This window comes from Anaerococcus nagyae (assembly GCF_040364225.1).
GTDB lineage: Bacteria > Bacillota > Clostridia > Tissierellales > Peptoniphilaceae > Anaerococcus > Anaerococcus nagyae.
In genome coordinates this window covers 283,739-301,981 of record NZ_AP031484.1, presented here as the reverse complement: position 1 = coordinate 301,981, position 18,243 = coordinate 283,739, and the positions used below count along the sequence as shown (strand labels likewise).

Below are 18,243 nucleotides of genomic sequence, written 5' to 3'. Positions count from 1 at the left end.
ATTAAAGTTCGATGTCGATTGACTCTAATTTGTTGTCAGTATTTAGATAATAAAGTTTATTTCCTGAAATTTTCATACCTCTAACCTGAGTGTCAAGAACAGTTTTTCCACTTGTCATATTTATAATCTTGACTGGACGAGATAATTTATCTTTGACTTCTTTACTCTCATAGTAGAAAATATTATTTCCTATGATTTCCTGAGAGCCTTGTTCTGCCCATAAAAATGGGAATTTTTGATCATTGACATAAATATTGTCATTATCTGCTCTATATATTTTCCAAACTGGATTTCCGTTTTTAAATCTTTTTTGACCAAACAAGTATTGGAGATCAAAGTTTTTTTCCAATAATTCCGCTTCTTGGTCAGTTCCTTTTGATAAGTCTAGTTTATATAAGTCAAAATTGTAGGCATTTTGATCACTATTATCACCAGGCTTGGTAAATTGTAATTCACCATCAATTACTACAGCACCCCCTGTTATACCATCTGATGTTGCATCAAAATCATGAACTTCACCTGTAGCTAAATCTACATAGCCAATGGCAGATTCTTCTGTATCTAATGTTGGTGTACCATTGATTTCTGCCTTTGAGTTTTGTTCATGATAACCATAAATTTTATCACCAATCATACCCAATGGACGGAAATCATCAACTGCAGGGAACTCAAATAAGGTTTCTATACTTTTATCATTCATTCTGACAATTGATACTGAATCATAAATATCATTTTTAGATTTTACAAAAACATTATTTGTATATTTTACATAATCATAATGATTTGAATCTGTGCCTGTTAAAGCTTTTCCATTTTCATCGACTAGTTCTCCATTTTCATTTACGCTTGTAAATGGACCGAATTGATTAAAAAACAAATCATCTTCACTTACTTCTTTATTCGTATTTTCCTCATCTTTTTCTTCTTCTACTTTGTTTTCTTCTTTTTTCTTATCTTCCTCATTTTGATCAGTAGAATCTTCTTTTTCTTTATTTTGAGCAGTCTCTTCCCTATTTTCTTGGTTATCTTCTGCTTTTTTTACATCTATTACTTGGGTATCATTAGTTTCTACTGACTCTGTTTTTTCTGTATCATCTTTAGCTGGTGGTGGGGTTGGGGAATTGTTATTGCCGCATCCTACCAAGCCAAATGTTAGTAGTAACACTGCTAAGTTCTTCTTTTTCATATTTTTCTCCTTAATTTGATCTAAGTGCATCTATAGCTGATAGTTTTGTAGCTCGTCTTGCTGGGAGGTATCCTGCCAATACTCCTACTAAAGCTGAAAAACCTACACCTACTAAGGCTAGCCATACAGGAATTATAATTATCTTACTTGTATCTATACCCATATCATTCATGCCAGCAAATGCGCCATTAATAATCTTTCCAGCTAATAAAGATATCAATAGTCCTAATATTCCTCCGAAAAAACCTATAAAACCAGATTCTATTAAGAACATGGTCTGGATATCAGATACACTTGCTCCTATTACTTTCATTACCCCAATTTCCTTTTGTCTCTCATAAATACTCATAAGCATTGTATTAATTATTCCAATTGCGGATACTATAAAGGCGATTGAACCAATACCTCCAAGTATTAGCATAATATTGCGAGTGGAATTTTCTACTTCTTTGCTAGCTTCAGCCATAGAATTTGTCTGATAGCCTAACTCTCTTATAGCTTTTTCTGTTAATGCTACATTTTTTGTGTCATCTACTATTACTTGCAAGTTATCAAATTTTATCTTATCATTGGGTTCTTCTATCGGGTTGCCTTTTTCATCAAAATTTTGATTTAAACTTGGTGATGCTAATTTTTTATCTTCTTCTTTTAACTTTTTATAGGTACTTTCAGATATATAAGAGCCCCATCCATCTAGAAATGAGGAATTACTTAGCTTACCTGCTAATTCTATAGGCACATCTATTGATTTTGGCTTATTCTTATCCTCTTTAGAAACTGTATTTTCTGGATTTTGAATGTTTTCTTCATTACCAAAGTTGACACCATCATCTTCACTTTCATCTTGCCAACCTAATCGTAAAAAATATTTATGTGCTTGGTAGTCAAAATCGTCTACAGGCTCCATAGACATTCCTTCACTCATAGGTGTAATTTTATTAGCAGATACATTTGAACTTAATAAGACCTTGTCATCATCACTTGGACTTGGAACGCTACCCCATTCTAAATCGTCTTGACTTATTAGAGATAGAATATCATCTGGAATTACATTTATAGAACCTTCCATACCATAATCTTCAGTATCAGCTATCTTAAAATCTACATATATATTCTTACTTGGCACAACAGCTTTGACGTGGTCTACTCTTTTTAATTCATTTATAATCCTATCATCAATATTAAGATTGTCTTTACCAGATCCATCCATAACATTAATAGTAGTAAGCCCTTGGAAAGATCCTATCATCTCTTTTTGACTATTAGAGATTCCTTGAGCAAAGGCTAACATTAAAATTATAGATGTAGATCCTATTACCACTGATAAGATAGTAAGGATAGTCCTAGATTTACGACGCCAAAGATTCCTAAGTGCCATTATAAATCTATCAGATATCCTCATCGTCTATGATTAACTCCTCATCTTTTTTATTTTTTTTTCGTTTTTTTATTAGTAGACCTATTAAAACAATGATTACAAGAAGACCAATCCAGAAAAATGGTGATTTTAGCACTCCTCCATTGTTTTCTGCTGGCATATTATTATCTGCGCCTCCATCTACTGGAATCATTTCTCCTGTTTCTGGGTCAACAGTAGTGCCTTCTTCTCCTCCAGCATCCATAGATGTTGCTTCTGCTTTAAATTCTTGAGTTTGATTATGAACATTGCCTGCGGAATCCTCATAGGTTAAGAGAATTCTTCCTTTAACTGGTCCTTCCTCTTCTGGTGTCACGTTGAAAGTGAAATTCTCTGTAGTTCCTGAGTTAAAATTACCTATAAATTTTCTGTCATTATCTATGCTAAATCCCATACCAACGACATCGCACATAAAGGTATTTAGATTATCTTTTCCTGTATTATAGATATTTACAGAAACTTGATTTGGACTTCCTACTATAAGATCATCGTGTTTAACTTCTCCTAACGTTACATTGGCCCTTTGAACAACAGGTATTCCTATGGATTCCTTTGTTTGGTATTGGTTGCCCATATAATCTTCATATTCTAAGGTAAGTCCTATAACATAGTTGCCTGCAACAGCATTTGGATTAACACTCATAGAAATATTTCTATCTGCAGTATTCCATGGATATAGAGCTGCTACATAAAATGAATTGGATGTGTTATTTGGAGTAAATACTGACCCATCACTTACCATAGCATTATTTTCTCCACTGGATTGAGGTTGAGATGCTAATTGCTGATCTATAGTAACTTTTAAATTATATATGGTATTTTTTGCATTGGTATTATAAAGACTAAATGATAAGTTAAAATCACCACCTGCCTCTACAGTTTGGGGACTAAGACTGTAATTTGAAAGTATAAGCTTAGGTTGATTTTTCATTTGCACTGCTTGTTGATCATTATCTTGAACTTGTTCGTTTGAAGCTTGGTCATTCTCTTTTTGACCATTAATTTGTTGGTAGTAAGTCATCTTCTAAAACCTCATCAATTGTTAAATTCTTATGTATTGTTTGTATCTTTCCATCTCTCATAAATAGAGTCCTGTCTGCAAATTCTGTCATCTCATCATCGTGAGTTACCATTATAAAAGTCTGATCATTTTCACGTGTAATATCTTTTATAAGTTGCATTACTTCAAAACTCGTCTTAGTATCAAGATTTCCTGTAGGTTCATCAGCAAAAATTATCTTTGGAGTACCTACAAAAGCCCTAGCTATTGAAACTCTCTGTTGCTGTCCACCTGATAACTCATTAGGCTTATTATTCATCCTGTTAGCAAGACCAACTTCTTTTAAAATCTTATAGGCCTCTTCTTTTCTTTCATCTACGCCTATACCCTTAAATGTAAGTGGAAGGGATACATTCTCCCAGGCAGTAAGATAGGGTAATAGGTTATAGGATTGGAAGACAAAGCCTATGTTTAGGTTTCTAAACTTGGTTATTTTTGTTTCTTTTAGTTCATTTAAAGTGATATTGCCATATTTTATAGACCCACGAGTAGGGTACTCTAGTCCTGCCAGTAAATTTAATAAAGTGGACTTTCCAGATCCACTAGTTCCAAGCAGAGCAATAAATTCACCCTTTTCAATATCAAGATTGATACCATCTAAGGCTTTTATTATATTTCCTCCTACTTTATAATATTTTTTTAAATCACGAACTTCTATAAGCGCCATGAATACTCCTTATTTTAGCTATTACAATATACTTAAAAGCATAAGGTGTTACGTTATTCGCCATACACTTTTGAGAAAATTATATCATCTTTATATTAGCAAAGCAATAAAACTTATATAATATATATTTTTAAGGAAAATTAATAATTGTTTTAAAAAAAGCTCTAAAGGAGCTTCTAATTTACTTTATATATTTAATTTCATCTGTATTAAAGTTCCAAAATACTTCCTGGAATTCTCCCTCATAAATTTTAAATATCTTATCCATAGACCAACTCATCCCATTCATCTTTTTGAATTCATCATAGTTTATCCATGACAGATGACCTTCTCTGTTTTCTGGCACAAGATCTCCAGTAAAGGTACTCGTTTCATACAAAAGCCCTACATCTTTTTTGCCATTACTTATCCAAGTAATGAATCCACAAAATTTAAGATTACTGATATCTAACCCTGTTTCTTCTTTAGCTTCTCTTATAGCTGCATCTATGAGTGTTTCATCTTCTTCTACCTTTCCACCTGGAAAAGTAAGACCTTCCCATCCTTCTTTCTTGACCTTATCTAGAACTACTACTTCATTTGTAGATTCATTTTTTATTTTTATCATGTTCATAAGTCTGGTTTTCATATTATTTCCTTTACTAGTTCTTATATCTTAAACTTATAAATATTTTATCTTTATTTAAAAATTTATCGACTTTTAGGCATAAAAACCTGCTAACAAAAGTCAAGGAGAAAAGCAAATTAATTTTACTTTTCTACTTGTTATTTTGAGTTTAAATTTGACCATACCAAATAAGCCGGCTATTGTCGGCCTGTTTTAATTATTGTATTCTTAATTCTATGCTGCTTTTAATACCTTCTTTTCTTGTTTTGATGCCATAACTTTTGCATAGTATATTCTTAAGAATTTATTTAATCCTGCAAATTTACAAATCTTCTTAGCCTTTCCATCTTTTTCTTTTTTTATCATATACAGATATATATCGTTTTCAGTATCTTTTGCGCTCATCATGCATTTCATAGCTTGATAACCTACTTTTCTTAGTATTGCATTGCCTCTTTTTGTTATTTTTCTCTGATCGGCTTTAAAATTCCCTGACTCATATGGTGGTGAATCTATTCCTACAAATGATATTAAACTTTTTTTGTTTTTAAATTTTGATAAGTCTCCAAATTCCGCTGTAATTTGCACTGCTAATTTATCTGATATTCCTGAGAATTTCTTTGCTTCTTGATATTCTTCTAAGGGCTCGGCAATTTCCATCATTTGTGATAAAATAGTGTGTAAAATTTGATTTATATGTTTTATCAATTCTATTCCTTCTTGTATGCTAGTCTTTATATATGAGCTATTAGAAGGTTGAGTTGAGATACTTTCCTCTGCGAGCTTGTATATGGATTTAGCTTTATCTGCATTAGGATGGTATCTCTTTTCTTTTGCCCAGTTTTTAAAATCTTCTATGAATTTTTCTTCTGGTTTTTCTAATACTAAATTTTTATGCCACCATATTTCTAAGAAATCCAATAGTTTATCTTTTGAAAAGTCTCCTGAAGCATGTGGAATTAATTTTTTTATTCCTGGAAATGTTTGGCTTATTGTTTGGTCTATGAAGTTCATTTGATTGATTCTTAGGTCCATATAGTGCTGATAGGATCTGTTTAATTTTTTTAGGACTCTGAAATTTTCTGAATCCACTTTATATTCTTGTAATTCCTTCCAGTACATTAAGCCATATTCTGCTATTTGTATGGCATCTATATTATCATTTTTTGCTTTTCTAAAGTTAAGTACTCGACAAAACTGTTTCATTTTCAAAGGGTTTACTACACTTACAAAGTATCCTTTATCTTTTAATTCATAGAGGATTGGAAGATGGTATTTCCCTGTTGCTTCCATGACTATTTTGACTTCTTCATTTAATGAATTTAGTTTTTTAAAAAATTCTTCTACTTTCGTTTTGTTAAGATGAACATCAAAAGGCTTCCGAACGATTTTGCTACCTTGTTCTAATGCACAGGCTGTAAACTTTTCTTTTGCTATGTCTATCCCTATAGATATCATATTATGACCTTCTTTCCTTTAATTTATAGTTCCTACCTGCACCATTACACTCATTTTAGCTCGTGACACGGACGTTTTGCCCAACCTGCTTAACCGAATTTGAATAATGAAGAGGTAGTTGACAGTTTTTATGACGGATATTTTAACCCTAAAACTGACTCGTCATACTACTTCTTAATTATACAAAAATAGTGCAAGATAGAAATAATTTTCTTTCTTACACTATTTATGGTACTAAAAACTGGCGACTTAGCTCCCTTTTATTTATTTTCTTCTACATATTCAATTTTTTCCTTATCCATAACTGAATCTGTGATCATTTTGCTTGTTATATAAATTAGAAATGGAAGGACGATTGCATCATCCAAAATTCCTAAAAAAGGAATCATATCATTTATCAAATCGGCAGGCATTACTGCTTATAGAAATTCTCTAAAGCTTTCAAAGGAAAAGGGAATAAAATCTATAGCCTTTCCTTTAATTTCTGCAGGTATTTATGGATTTCCAGAAAAAGATGCGTTTTTTGTAGCAAAAAGAACAATCGATGAATTTTTAAAAGATAATGAAATGGAAGTTTATCTTTCCACTTTTGTAAAAGATATCCTGTCTTTAATTATGGGATAGGAAAAAGGGAGATAAAAAATTGAAAAAAATAATTTTTTCTGGTATAAATATTATTGTAGAAAATTTACAAATAATTACCCTAGGAGGTAAAATATGAAAATCTTTGAATCAATAAAAAATAGATGGGAAAAATTCTTGAAAAATCTAGCAGAAGAAAATAAAAAATCTTTTGGAAATGAAAAATTAGATTGTTGTTCAATGAACAAAAGATAATATAAATAAAGAAAAAAATGACCATGGCGGAGACTGTGTAAAATTTTGTGTATAGAAACCTCCTGATTAGGGTAAGTGAAAACTAATCAGGAGGAATTTTTATGCCAAGAAAAAGACCAGAGACAAAAAGAAGCAAAATAGCAAAAATGTTAATTGAAGAATATCAGCCTAAAAGTTCACAAGATATTCAAGAAGCACTAAAAGATCTTTTAGGCGATACAATGGAAGAACTTTTAAAAGCAGAATTAGATGAGCATTTAGACTATGAATATGGAGAAAAACCACTATCATTAAATACAAGAAATGGTACTAGTAAAAAACAGTTAGATCATCATATGGAAATATAGATTTAAACATACCAAGAGATAGAGAAGGAACATTTGAACCACAATCATTAAAGAAATATGAAAAAGACATATCAAACATAGAAAATCAAATAATATCAATGTATGGCAAAGGAATACCCTCGCCTAATAATATCATCAACTCATTTCATTCGTTGGATATTATTGGCTGGGGCAGGCCCTGACAACAAGGGACATATCATCTCACATCAAAGATATTTATGGTTTTGGCATATCAGAAACAATGGTAAGTAAAATAACAAAAAAAATACTACCAAACATAGAAGAGTACCCTCGCCTCAATCTTTCTACAACTCATTTCATTCGTTGGAAAGAATGGGCTGGGGCAGGCCCTGGTAAAATAGACCAATAGAAAAAATCTATCCAATGGTCTTTTTAGACGCTATACACTACCATGTAAGAGAAAACAATATAGTAGTCAAAAAAGCAGTCTACATTGCCCTAGGCTACAACCTAGAAGGATTTAAAGAAATACTAGGACTATGGGTTGGAGAAAACGAATCAAGCAAATACTGGCTTTTAGTATTAAATGGTCTAAAAGAAAGAGGACTAGAAGATATATTAATATTCTCAACAGACAATCTACCAGGATTTAGTGAGGCTATAGAAGCAGAATATCCAAGAGCAGAAATACAAAAATGTATAATCCATCAAATAAGAAACTCCACAAAGTATGTATCCTACAAAGACATAAAAGAATTAATGAAAGACCTAAAAGCAGTATACAAGGCACCAACAGAAGACTTAGCCTTAACAAATTTAGGAGTCTTTGAAGAAAAATGGGGTAAAAAATATCCAATGTGTGTAAGCTCTTGGAAAAACAACTGGACAGAATTATCGACATATTTTAAATATCCAGAAGGAATAAAAAAACTGATATATACAACAAATGCTATGGAAAACTTCAATAGGCAACTAAGAAAAGTGACCAAAAATAAAATCATATTTCCAAATGACTATGCTCTACAAAAAAGCTTGTATCTAGCAATGGTAGATGCCTCAAGTAAGTGGACATATAGAATACGAGGCTGGGATCAAATCTTATCCCAATTATCAATATTTTTTGAAGGGAGGTTTTAATTAAGATAAAAATTTAGTATGAAATCGGCTGCAAATTTTCATGAAAATTTGACAGCTTATTAAAGTTGTGTACAATTAAAAAAGCTCCATTCCTATAGGAATGGACAAATATTGATACACAAAAAATGTATCAACCCTTACCCTTATATCAGGATTTAGGTTGATACACAAAATTATTTACAGACCCGCAAAAACGGCTATGAGCATTAAACTCATAGCCTTTCTGCTTGCCACCTAAAGACTCTCTAAATCAGTTTTCTAAAATCCCTAATTCAATGAGCCTTTGCGCCAGTTTTTTTGATAATCACTTATTTTTTACTTTTATTTTGAGATTTAGATTTTTCTTTTTCTTCTTTACGTTTTTTAATAGAATCTTGGATTCCTTCTACTATAGCATCCATATCTGGTTCTTTCATTGCTTTTAATGAGCTTACCATGTTTAATTGCTCTGGAAGAACATCCATGAGTTTCATTTCTTCATCTAGATATTTTTCCATTTTTTCTCCTGCTTGTGGAGCCCATGAACCATTATCTATAATAGATACAGCTCTATTTTGAACATTTAAGGCTTTCATATCTTCTATAAAATTTTGCATTAGTGGGTACACACCTAAGTTGTATGTTACTGATGCAAGTACTATATTTGAATATTTGAAGGCTTCTGCTATTAGAACTGAAACGTGAGTATTTGATACATCTCTTAGGCTGATATTTGTAATACCTGCTTCACAAAGTTTTGCGGCTAGAGCTTGAGCTGCAAATTCTGTATTACCATACATAGATGCATATACTATAAGTACACCATCTTCTTCTGGTTCATAGGTTGACCAATGTGTATATTTATCTAAGATATATCCAAAATCATCTCTCCATACAAGTCCGTGAAGTGGACAAATGTATTTAATGTCTAGTCCTCCTGCCTTTTCAAGAGCTTTTTGTACAAATGTTCCGTATTTTCCAACTATATTTGTGTAATAACGACGTGCTTCATCTAGATAGTCACGATCCCAGTCTACTTCATCTGCAAATAATCTACCGTTATTTGCTATAAATGAACCAAAGGCATCTGCTGAGAATAATACTCCATCAGTTGTATCATAAGTCATTAGTACTTCTGGCCAGTGAACCATTGGTGCTTCTACGAAAGCTAAGGTATGCTTACCAAAGTTCATTGTATCGCCTTCTTTTACTTCGATATATCTATCATCTACGTGATATCCAAATTGTCTCATGAAAAGAATAGCTTTTTCACTTGAGATAATTTTAAGATTTGGATATTTTTGTAGCATAAGCTCGATTGATGAACAGTGGTCTGGCTCCATGTGATTTACTATAAGATAATCTAGGTCACGTCCATCTAGTACACGGTCAACATTTAACATGTATTCACGTGTAATTGCCCAATCTACTGCATCTACTAAAACTGTTTTTTCATCCATTAGTAAGTAGGAATTGTAGGAAACTCCTTCTGGAATAGGAAAAATATTTTCAAATAGGGCTAGTCTTCTATCATCCCCACCTACATAATATAAGTCATCTGTTACTTTTCTAACTGTATACATACTTGCCTACTTTCTATCCTCTGGGAATTCAACTTTAATGAATTCTTCTTTTGCTTCACCTGATACTGGAGAAACCCAGCTATCTGGTAACTTATCAAATGGTGTACCTGGTTCTACACCTTGAGTTGGATCTCCTACTTCTGGGTCATATTCATAACCTGAACCTAAATCTACATATAGATCTTCTTTTGGAGCCATCTTACGAGGTTTACTTCTCTTAACTTTTTTCATTGGTGGAGCTGGTTTCTTTTCTTCACCATTGTCTAATTCCTTTATTAATAATGGTAATACTTCTTTAAAGTCTCCAACTATACCATAGTCTGCATTTGCAAATATTGGAGCGTTTTTGCTGTTATTAATTGCAACTATTGTAGATGCATCACGGATACCTTTTAAGTGTTGTCCTGCTCCTGATACTCCTACACCAATATATAAGTTGTTTTTGAAATTTTGTCCACTCATTCCTACGTATCTATCAAGTGGTACATATTTAAGAGTTTCTGCAACTGGTCTAGATGATGATATAGCCGCACCTGCTTGGTAAGCTAAGTCTTCTATAAGTTTCATATTCTCTTTTTCACCTATACCACGACCTGCTACTACTATTCTTTCAGCTTCTGTAACTGGTGTCCATGGGTCGATACCTACTGTAAAGTCGTATCCGTCTTTTTTAAGAGCAGCTACTAAATTCTTAACAGCTTCTTTAGGATCTCCCTCAAAGATTTCGCCTTTTCTAACTCCTGCGATTGGACCTTGTTTAGATTTTCCTCCAACTGTTTTAACTCTGGGAGGACGACCTACTGTGTTAGCTCCAACTACAACTCTCATAATTTCGTTGGTTCCTTCATAGATTTGAGTGATTTTTGCATCTCTAAAGAATCTTTCTACATCAACACCCTTAATAAATCCTGAACCACCGTAAAGTTGGATAGCTTCTGTAGTTATTTGCATAGCTAAGTCTGATGCAACTTGTTTAGCCATAGCAGCTTCCGCAGAGTATCTTTCATGATGAGTTTTTAGATCTGCCGCATGATAAATCATAAGTCTTGCACCATGTAGATATGTGGCCATATCAGCAAGTTTAAATGTATTTCTTTGTAAGTGAGCTATTGGCATACCAAATTGTTCACGTTCTTTAGCATAAGCTAGGGCTGATTCATAAGCTCCTTGACCTATACCTAAAGCTTGACTTGCTATACCAATTCTACCACCATCAAGTGTTTCCATGGCAATCTTAAAGCCTTGGCCTTCTTTACCTAATAAGTTTTCTTTAGGAACTTTTACGTTGTCAAAATGTAGCTCAGCTGTAGATGATGATCTTATACCTAATTTATCATAGTGATCAGAGAAGGTAAATCCTTCGAATTCCTTTTCTACTATGAAAGCTGAAATACCATGCGTTCCTATACCCGGTGTTGTTACTGCAAATACAACATAAGTATCAGCTTTTGGTGCATTTGTAATAAATATTTTTTTACCGTTGAGTATGTAATGATCTCCATCAAGCTCTGCTGTAGTTTCTGTACCACCTGCATCTGAACCTGCGTTTTCTTCTGTAAGACCAAATCCGCCTAATTTTTTACCACTTGCAAGAGGAGTTAGGTATTTTTTCTTTTGTTCTTCTGTACCATAAGCAAAGATTGGCCAAGAACCTAATGATGTATGAGCTGAACAGATTACTCCAACTCCGCCATCAACTCTAGATAATTCTTCTACTGTGATAGCATAAGAAATAGCATCTAAGCCGGCTCCACCATATTCTTTTGGATATGGTACACCCATAAATCCTAATTCGCCCATTTCTTTTACAATGTCATCTGGAAATTCATTTTTTTGATCAAGATCAAAAGCAATAGGTTTTACTTTCTCTTCAGCAAAAGCTCTAACTTTTTTACGTAGTGCTTCATGCTCGTCTGTAGTTCTAAATAGCATTTAAACCTCCTTAAATTTACTATCTAAATTAAGTATAACTCGCTGAAAACGTTTTGTCAATTCCTACTTTTTTGCTATAGATAAAAAGAGACAGGAAAACGGCTAAATTACCCATCCTGTCTTAATTTTTTATTAAAAATATTTATGAAATTTTTTATTTTCTTTTTACTTCTACAGCTATACTTTTATCATTAAGTTCTATAGAATTTATATCTACATTCTTTCTTTCTAAAGTATCTGCTAAAGTTTCTGATCTTATTTCATCTGCAAATTTTTCTATTGACCTATTAAGATCATCATCACACTGATAAGCAATATCTATTCTATCTGTTACTTCAAATCCAGAATCTTTTCTCATATTTTGGATTTTTGAAATAAATTCTCTTGCATAGCCCTCGTCTTTTAGATCTTCTGTAATTTCTGTATCTAAAACAACAAATACATTGCCATCTATTTCTACATCAAAACCTTCTTTGGCAGAGATTCTTACATCTAAGTAATCTCTTTCAACTTGATATTTTTCTCCATCTAGGTCAATTTCAACAGGGCCCGCTTCAGTCCTTGATACAAAATCTTTAGCATCTACATTTTGTAGGTATTTACCAAAGTCATTTACCTTGGATTGGAATATACGTCCTACTACTCTAAAATCTGGCTTTAAGAAATAATCCATAAATTCAGATAAGTCTTCAGCAAACTCAACTTCCTTGATATTTAGCTCTTCTTTTATGAGAGGAACTAGGCCTACTATTCTTTGTTCATAAGATCCATCTACAATTATTTTTGCAAGTGGTTGGCGAACCTTTAGTGACTCTTTTTCACGTGAAGCACGTCCTAAGTTTACAATCTTACGAACTAAATCCATATCAGCTTCTAGATTTGTATCTATTAAAGAATCATTAGCTTCTGGAAGAAGTTCTGTATGGACAGTCTTTGCACCAGTTAAGTTTCTGTAAACTTCTTCAGCTATAAATGGTGTTATAGGAGCTATTAATTTTGCTATAGTAATTAGCGCATCATAAGTCGTCTTGTAAACAGCTTTTTTGGATTCTGTAAGTTCACTAGTCCAGAATCTCTTTCTATTACGACGTATATACCAATTTGAAAGATCCTCTACTACAAAATCAGAAATCATATGAACTACTTTGTTATATTCAAAGATTTCCATTTGCTCATAATAGTCTTTTACTAGGGAATTAAGTCTAGAATATAACCACTTATCTATCTTTTCTAAATTAACATCACCAATATTTACTAAATCTTCTACTTCTAAGTTATCTGTATTGGCATATAGACTAAAGAAATTATATACATTTTCATAAGTTCTAAAGAAGTTGTTTTTAACTTCTATTAGACCTTGTTCGTCAAATTTCGTTTGCATCCAAGCTGGTGATACATATAAAGAATAGAATCTAACTGCATCTGCACCATACTTATCGAAAAGTTCAAATGGATCTAGGGTGTTGCCCTTTGATTTACTCATTTTTTGTCCATCTTTATCTACTACTAGGTCATTTACAAGAACATTTTTGTATGGAGCTTTTCCCATAGTTATAGTAGAAATTGCCATTAATGAGTAGAACCATCCACGTGTTTGATCTATGCCTTCACATATAAAATCAGCTGGGTAGTAATTTTCAAATAAATCTTTATTTTCAAATGGATAATGTAGCTGTGAAAAAGGCATTGCTCCTGAATCGAACCAAACATCTATTACATCTGGGACTCTATGCATTGTCCCACCACAATGTTCACATTTTATAGATACATTATCTACATATGGTCTGTGTAGTTCTATATTTTCATCTATATCCTCTGTGGCAAGTTCTGCTAGCTCTTTTCGAGATCCTACTGTACGTGTGTGCCCACAATCATCACATTTCCAAATGTTAAGTGGTGTACCCCAGTAACGGCTTCTTGATATTGCCCAATCTTTTACATTTGCTATCCAATTACCAAAGCGCTTTTCACCTATAGTTTCAGGAAACCAATTTACATTTTTATTATTTTCTACCATCTCATCTGAAAATTTGCTCATTTCTATATACCAAGATGGTTTTGCATAATAAACAAGTGGTGTATGACATCTCCAACAGTGTGGATAATTATGCTCTATAGTTTGTTTTTTGAATACTTTGCCATCATTTACTAAATGATGCCAAATGTCTTCGTTAGTGTCAAAAATAAATTGGCCTTTCCAAGGAGTTTCTGTAAAATTACCTTCCAAATCAACTGGCTGTACAAAGGCTAAACCATATTTTCTACCTATTTGATAGTCATCCTCACCAAAGGCTGGTGCAGAGTGAACTATACCTGTGCCGTCTTCTGCTGAAACATAGTCAGCTAAGGTTATTATAAATGCATGATCAGAATCTACATCTACATATGGTAAAAGTTGCTCATATTTCATGTATTCCATTTCAGAGCCCTTTAAAGTTTCTACTACTTCATATTCGTGACCTTCCATTAGACTTTCTGAAAGAGATTTTGCCATGTAATAATAGCAATCATCAGTTTTATCATGAATTTTCACATATTCTAATTCTGGATTTACTGAAAGTGCAACGTTTGATGGAAGTGTCCATGGTGTAGTTGTCCATGCTAGGAAGTATTCATTTTCTGTATCTTTTTTCTTAAACTTAACTGTAAGAGTTATAGTTTTATCCATCTGATAACCTTGGGCAACTTCATGGCTTGCAAGTCCTGTACCACATCTTGGACAGTATGGCATAACCTTTGCTCCCTCATAGATTAGACCTTTTTTAAAAGCATTATCTAGAAGATACCATTCAGTTTCTACATAGTCATTATCCATAGTTATATATGGATGATCCATATCGTATAAATATCCCATCCTATCTGACATATCACGCCACATATCAGAATAAGTCCATACAGACTCCTTACATAACTTGTTAAACTTTTCTATACCATAATCTTCTATATCATTCTTATCATGGAAGTCTAATTTTTTCTCTACTTCTATTTCTACTGGCAAACCATGTGTATCCCAACCAGCTTTTTTAAGAACTTTATAATCTTTCATATTCTTATAACGACTAGTCATATCTTTTAAAGTTCTAGCTATGACGTGATGAATGCCTGGTTTACCATTTGCTGTTGGAGGTCCATCATATATTATATATTCCTCAGCATCTTCACGAGATTTAAAAGTTTGATCCAGTAGGTCTATTTCTTGCCAATACTTTTCTATCTCTCCTTCACGTTTACGGGTTTGATTAGTATCTAAAGACTTAAACTCACTCATTTCTTCTCCTTACTAAAAAAGGACCGTCCATACAGACGATCCACTTATTTCAATAGTTACTCTTAACGATTGGTTTTCGTAATAAGCTACTTTTTTCACTTACTAAACTAAAAGATGATATTCACTCTTACTTTCACTAGCACATCTCACCAACCATGCCTCTCTAAAGTTTCCATAAAAGTTACTGGTCTTTATAACATTTGTATAATATTCTAATTAAATAATACTTATTAGTTTTCTATTGTCAAGCTATATGTGTTTAATGATCTTAAATTTCTCTAAAGTAAATACATCGTGACTATCTACATTTGCCTTTTCTATAGCATCCTCAAACATTTGATAGTCTGATTCGTAGTCGTTTCTAAATACCATAGCACTGTTATTATTGTATTTTAAAAGCAAACCGTGATACATTCCAAATTCTTCCATATATTGAATTTGCTTGACTTTTGTCACTTCATAAACCATTATATTTAGCTCATCCACATTGCCATCTGTTAAATCTATACCATTATTAAAAACAGCTACGTTTACAGCTTCATGAATTACATCCAGACCTATATCAGAACGAGTAGGGTAGATTGATCCACTAAATTCTGTTTTGTCATCTCTATTTACTATAACTATAGCTCCATTATTATTACTTTTAAAACTATCATCATAATCATTTATATATTTTTTATTATCCAAGTAATATTGTATAGAATCCTTGGCCAGTTTTACTAATTGATCCATATTATTTATCTAATAATCCTTCTATATCTTTTGCTATATTTTCAGGTTTCTTTTGTGAAGAATAGCGTTCTACTACATTACCTTGTCTATCTATTAAAAACTTTGTAAAATTCCATTTAATCTTATCCCCAAAAATGCCTCCTTGAGAATTTTTTAAGAAAGTATAAAGAGGATCTTCATTTTCTCCATTTACATCTATTTTATCAAACCTATCAAAAGTTGTTCCAAATCTTGCTGTGCAAAAATTAGCTATCTCTTCATTCGTGCCTGGAGCTTGTCCTCCAAATTGATTGCATGGAAAATCCAATACTTCAAATCCACGATCTTTATAAGTTTCATACAACTTTTGAAGACCATCATACTGAGGTGTAAATCCACATTCCGTAGCTGTATTTACTATTAATAAGACTTTTTCTCTATATTTATCAAGGGAAACTTCCTTACCTTCTGTATCTTTTACTTTAAAATCATAAATAGTCGTCATATAAACTCCTTTGTTTAACTCTGCTAATATTATACGTTATATTTATAACGTTTAAAGATATCATAAATACACACAAAAGTGACTGTTGCAGAATGAATAAATCGTCCTAAAATCATTAGGAGAACCTTCTAATTATGGAACGATAATTATTCATAGTTTTGCAACAGTCTCTCAATCTACACTTATATTTGTAAATCAAAAAGATAACCTAAATCTTTTACAGAATTATAAATATATATTATCCTGTGGTCTCCTCTTTGACTTTGTTCATAGAAGTACTTTGTTCCATCTGCTTTTTCTATAGAATTAATAGATTCTAGTAATCGATTATAATTTTCTATATTAGAACTTTCTGTATCCATAATCTGTTTGAACCCTCTGACCTTTTCGTAATAGTCTTTACCTATGATTTTTTCGTCTAAAGTCGTAGTAGTATCTTTAAGTTTTAACTGATAAATATCAAAATAATCATTACCAAAAGCTCGCTCAGATTTATAAACCTCTGTCATTTCATATGGCCCAAATATCTTTGCTATACCGTTAGAATTTTGTTTAAAAAAACTATATAAAAGTCCTGCTAGAAGAAAGATCCCAACTACTATAAATATCAACTCTTTGCTTTTTCTTTTATATCTCATTTTCTTCTCTCCTTAGCTTAGTTTTATACTATATATTTACCCAAGAGAGAAAGATAAAAGTTTCATCCTACCAAGCTGGAAATTCTGATCCTTTTGATGATTCGTCTACTATTTTTTTAGTTTGATCTGTATGATAATAATTATCTACTAAGTCTTTTAGTATAGCGCTATCCTTGTTAGCTTGTGTTGTAGCTATAACATTTACGTAGATTTGCTTATCATGGTCTTTAGGATCTTCTAAGAAGAGAGCATCTTCTGATGGTATCAAATCCGCATCTACTGCTATTCCTGAATTAACACAAGCTATGTCTACATCATCTAAACTTCTTGCCGTTTGAGATGATCCAAGGGTTATAATTTCAAGGTTTTGTGGATTTTCTGTTATATCATCTGTTGTTATATTGTCTCCATCTTCACCATTGACTTTAATAAGACCTGCAGTTTGAAGTAAAAATAATGATCTTGCTGAATTTGATGGATCATCTGGAATTGCTACTCTAGCTCCATCTTTTAAATCTTTAATATCGGTTATTTTTGATGAATATATTCCAAGAGGAGCAATCATAGTATCTCCTATAGAAACTACGTCCGAACCACTTTCTTCATTAAATTCTTTCAAAAATTTCTTATGTTGGAAAGCATTTAGATCAATGTCTCCAGCTATTAAAGCTTCATTTGGTTCTCTATATTCTGAGAATTTAACTAACTCTAATTTTCTATCATTACCAGCATTATATCTTTCTATAATATCATCCCAAACTTCGTTATGTTCACCACAAACACCTACTTTAATAACATCTTTACCTTCTAGTGGATCTGTACTTGTCGCTTCTTCCGTCTTTGCATTATTTTCTGCAGGCTGTTTAGTTTCATTATTATTTGCTCCACATGAGCTAAGTCCTAATATCAAGGCTAATCCTAGACCTATTTTACTTATTCTTTTCAAA

16 protein-coding genes and 1 pseudogene are annotated in these 18,243 nt (G+C 32.4%); 3 read left to right on the top strand and 14 right to left on the bottom strand.

Annotation, left to right across the window (positions count from 1 at the left end; all coding sequences use genetic code 11):
• Window position 1: 1 nt before the first annotated feature.
• The 7 genes from ABXG81_RS01435 to ABXG81_RS01405 form a co-directional block, all read right to left on the bottom strand.
• On the bottom strand, window positions 2-1,186 hold the full coding sequence (locus ABXG81_RS01435; protein ID WP_353528942.1) for a hypothetical protein: 1,185 nt from the start codon (window positions 1,184-1,186) through the stop codon (window positions 2-4).
• A 10-nt stretch (window positions 1,187-1,196) separates the two neighbouring features.
• Window positions 1,197-2,588, bottom strand: a complete 1,392-nt coding sequence (locus tag ABXG81_RS01430; RefSeq protein WP_117521880.1) for an ABC transporter permease — start codon at window positions 2,586-2,588, stop codon at window positions 1,197-1,199.
• Window positions 2,575-3,624, bottom strand: coding sequence for an S-layer protein (locus ABXG81_RS01425; protein ID WP_117521881.1), 1,050 nt, complete (start codon window positions 3,622-3,624; stop codon window positions 2,575-2,577). Before ABXG81_RS01425 ends, ABXG81_RS01430 begins: the two co-directional genes overlap by 14 nt.
• Entirely contained in the window at window positions 3,602-4,330 is a 729-nt protein-coding gene (locus tag ABXG81_RS01420) for an ABC transporter ATP-binding protein (protein ID WP_353528941.1), read from the bottom strand. The genes ABXG81_RS01425 and ABXG81_RS01420 overlap by 23 nt, the downstream gene beginning before the upstream one ends.
• A gap of 181 nt (window positions 4,331-4,511) precedes the next feature.
• Window positions 4,512-4,958 (bottom strand): NUDIX domain-containing protein, encoded by a 447-nt coding sequence (locus ABXG81_RS01415; RefSeq protein ID WP_209814728.1) that lies wholly within the window; start codon window positions 4,956-4,958, stop codon window positions 4,512-4,514.
• A gap of 213 nt (window positions 4,959-5,171) precedes the next feature.
• Window positions 5,172-6,395: an IS110 family transposase gene (locus ABXG81_RS01410; RefSeq protein ID WP_353528906.1), complete on the bottom strand. Its 1,224-nt coding sequence runs from the start codon at window positions 6,393-6,395 to the stop codon at window positions 5,172-5,174.
• A 260-nt stretch (window positions 6,396-6,655) separates the two neighbouring features.
• A complete protein-coding gene (locus ABXG81_RS01405) occupies window positions 6,656-6,808 on the bottom strand; it encodes a DUF1232 domain-containing protein (RefSeq protein WP_245325759.1) in 153 nt (50 codons plus the stop codon).
• Between ABXG81_RS01405 and ABXG81_RS01400 the strand changes: the two genes are divergently transcribed.
• From ABXG81_RS01400 to ABXG81_RS01390, 3 genes and pseudogenes are all read left to right on the top strand, one after another.
• Window positions 6,750-7,019, top strand: coding sequence for a macro domain-containing protein (locus tag ABXG81_RS01400; RefSeq protein ID WP_306490250.1), 270 nt, complete (start codon window positions 6,750-6,752; stop codon window positions 7,017-7,019). The two genes, ABXG81_RS01405 and ABXG81_RS01400, sit on opposite strands and share 59 nt — an antisense overlap.
• Before the next feature lie 93 nt (window positions 7,020-7,112).
• The gene (locus ABXG81_RS01395) at window positions 7,113-7,232 is read left to right on the top strand and encodes an LDCC motif putative metal-binding protein (protein ID WP_281063119.1); all 120 of its coding nucleotides are present in this window, start codon (window positions 7,113-7,115) and stop codon (window positions 7,230-7,232) included.
• A 146-nt stretch (window positions 7,233-7,378) separates the two neighbouring features.
• A pseudogene (locus ABXG81_RS01390) lies at window positions 7,379-8,677 on the top strand (IS256 family transposase).
• A 308-nt stretch (window positions 8,678-8,985) separates the two neighbouring features.
• On the opposite strand, the gene ABXG81_RS01385 reads toward ABXG81_RS01390, so the two are convergent.
• The 7 genes from ABXG81_RS01385 to ABXG81_RS01355 form a co-directional block, all read right to left on the bottom strand.
• Window positions 8,986-10,239, bottom strand: a complete 1,254-nt coding sequence (locus tag ABXG81_RS01385) for an FprA family A-type flavoprotein (protein WP_209814730.1) — start codon at window positions 10,237-10,239, stop codon at window positions 8,986-8,988.
• A gap of 6 nt (window positions 10,240-10,245) precedes the next feature.
• Window positions 10,246-12,171, bottom strand: a complete 1,926-nt coding sequence (locus ABXG81_RS01380) for an acyl-CoA dehydrogenase family protein (RefSeq protein WP_117521890.1) — start codon at window positions 12,169-12,171, stop codon at window positions 10,246-10,248.
• A gap of 154 nt (window positions 12,172-12,325) precedes the next feature.
• Complete coding sequence (gene ileS / locus ABXG81_RS01375) at window positions 12,326-15,439, bottom strand: isoleucine--tRNA ligase (RefSeq protein WP_353528940.1); 3,114 nt, start codon at window positions 15,437-15,439, stop codon at window positions 12,326-12,328.
• Window positions 15,440-15,688: 249 nt separating this feature from the next.
• Entirely contained in the window at window positions 15,689-16,174 is a 486-nt protein-coding gene (locus ABXG81_RS01370; RefSeq protein ID WP_117521892.1) for a hypothetical protein, read from the bottom strand.
• Between the two features lies 1 nt (window position 16,175).
• The gene (locus tag ABXG81_RS01365) at window positions 16,176-16,658 is read right to left on the bottom strand and encodes a glutathione peroxidase (RefSeq protein ID WP_209814731.1); all 483 of its coding nucleotides are present in this window, start codon (window positions 16,656-16,658) and stop codon (window positions 16,176-16,178) included.
• A 182-nt stretch (window positions 16,659-16,840) separates the two neighbouring features.
• Window positions 16,841-17,296 carry a hypothetical protein gene (locus ABXG81_RS01360; protein WP_288223422.1) on the bottom strand — a complete coding sequence of 152 codons (456 nt, stop codon included), beginning with the start codon at window positions 17,294-17,296 and terminating at the stop codon, window positions 16,841-16,843.
• Window positions 17,297-17,363: 67 nt separating this feature from the next.
• On the bottom strand, window positions 17,364-18,242 hold the full coding sequence (locus ABXG81_RS01355; RefSeq protein WP_353528939.1) for a MetQ/NlpA family ABC transporter substrate-binding protein: 879 nt from the start codon (window positions 18,240-18,242) through the stop codon (window positions 17,364-17,366).
• Window position 18,243: the final 1 nt, after the last annotated feature.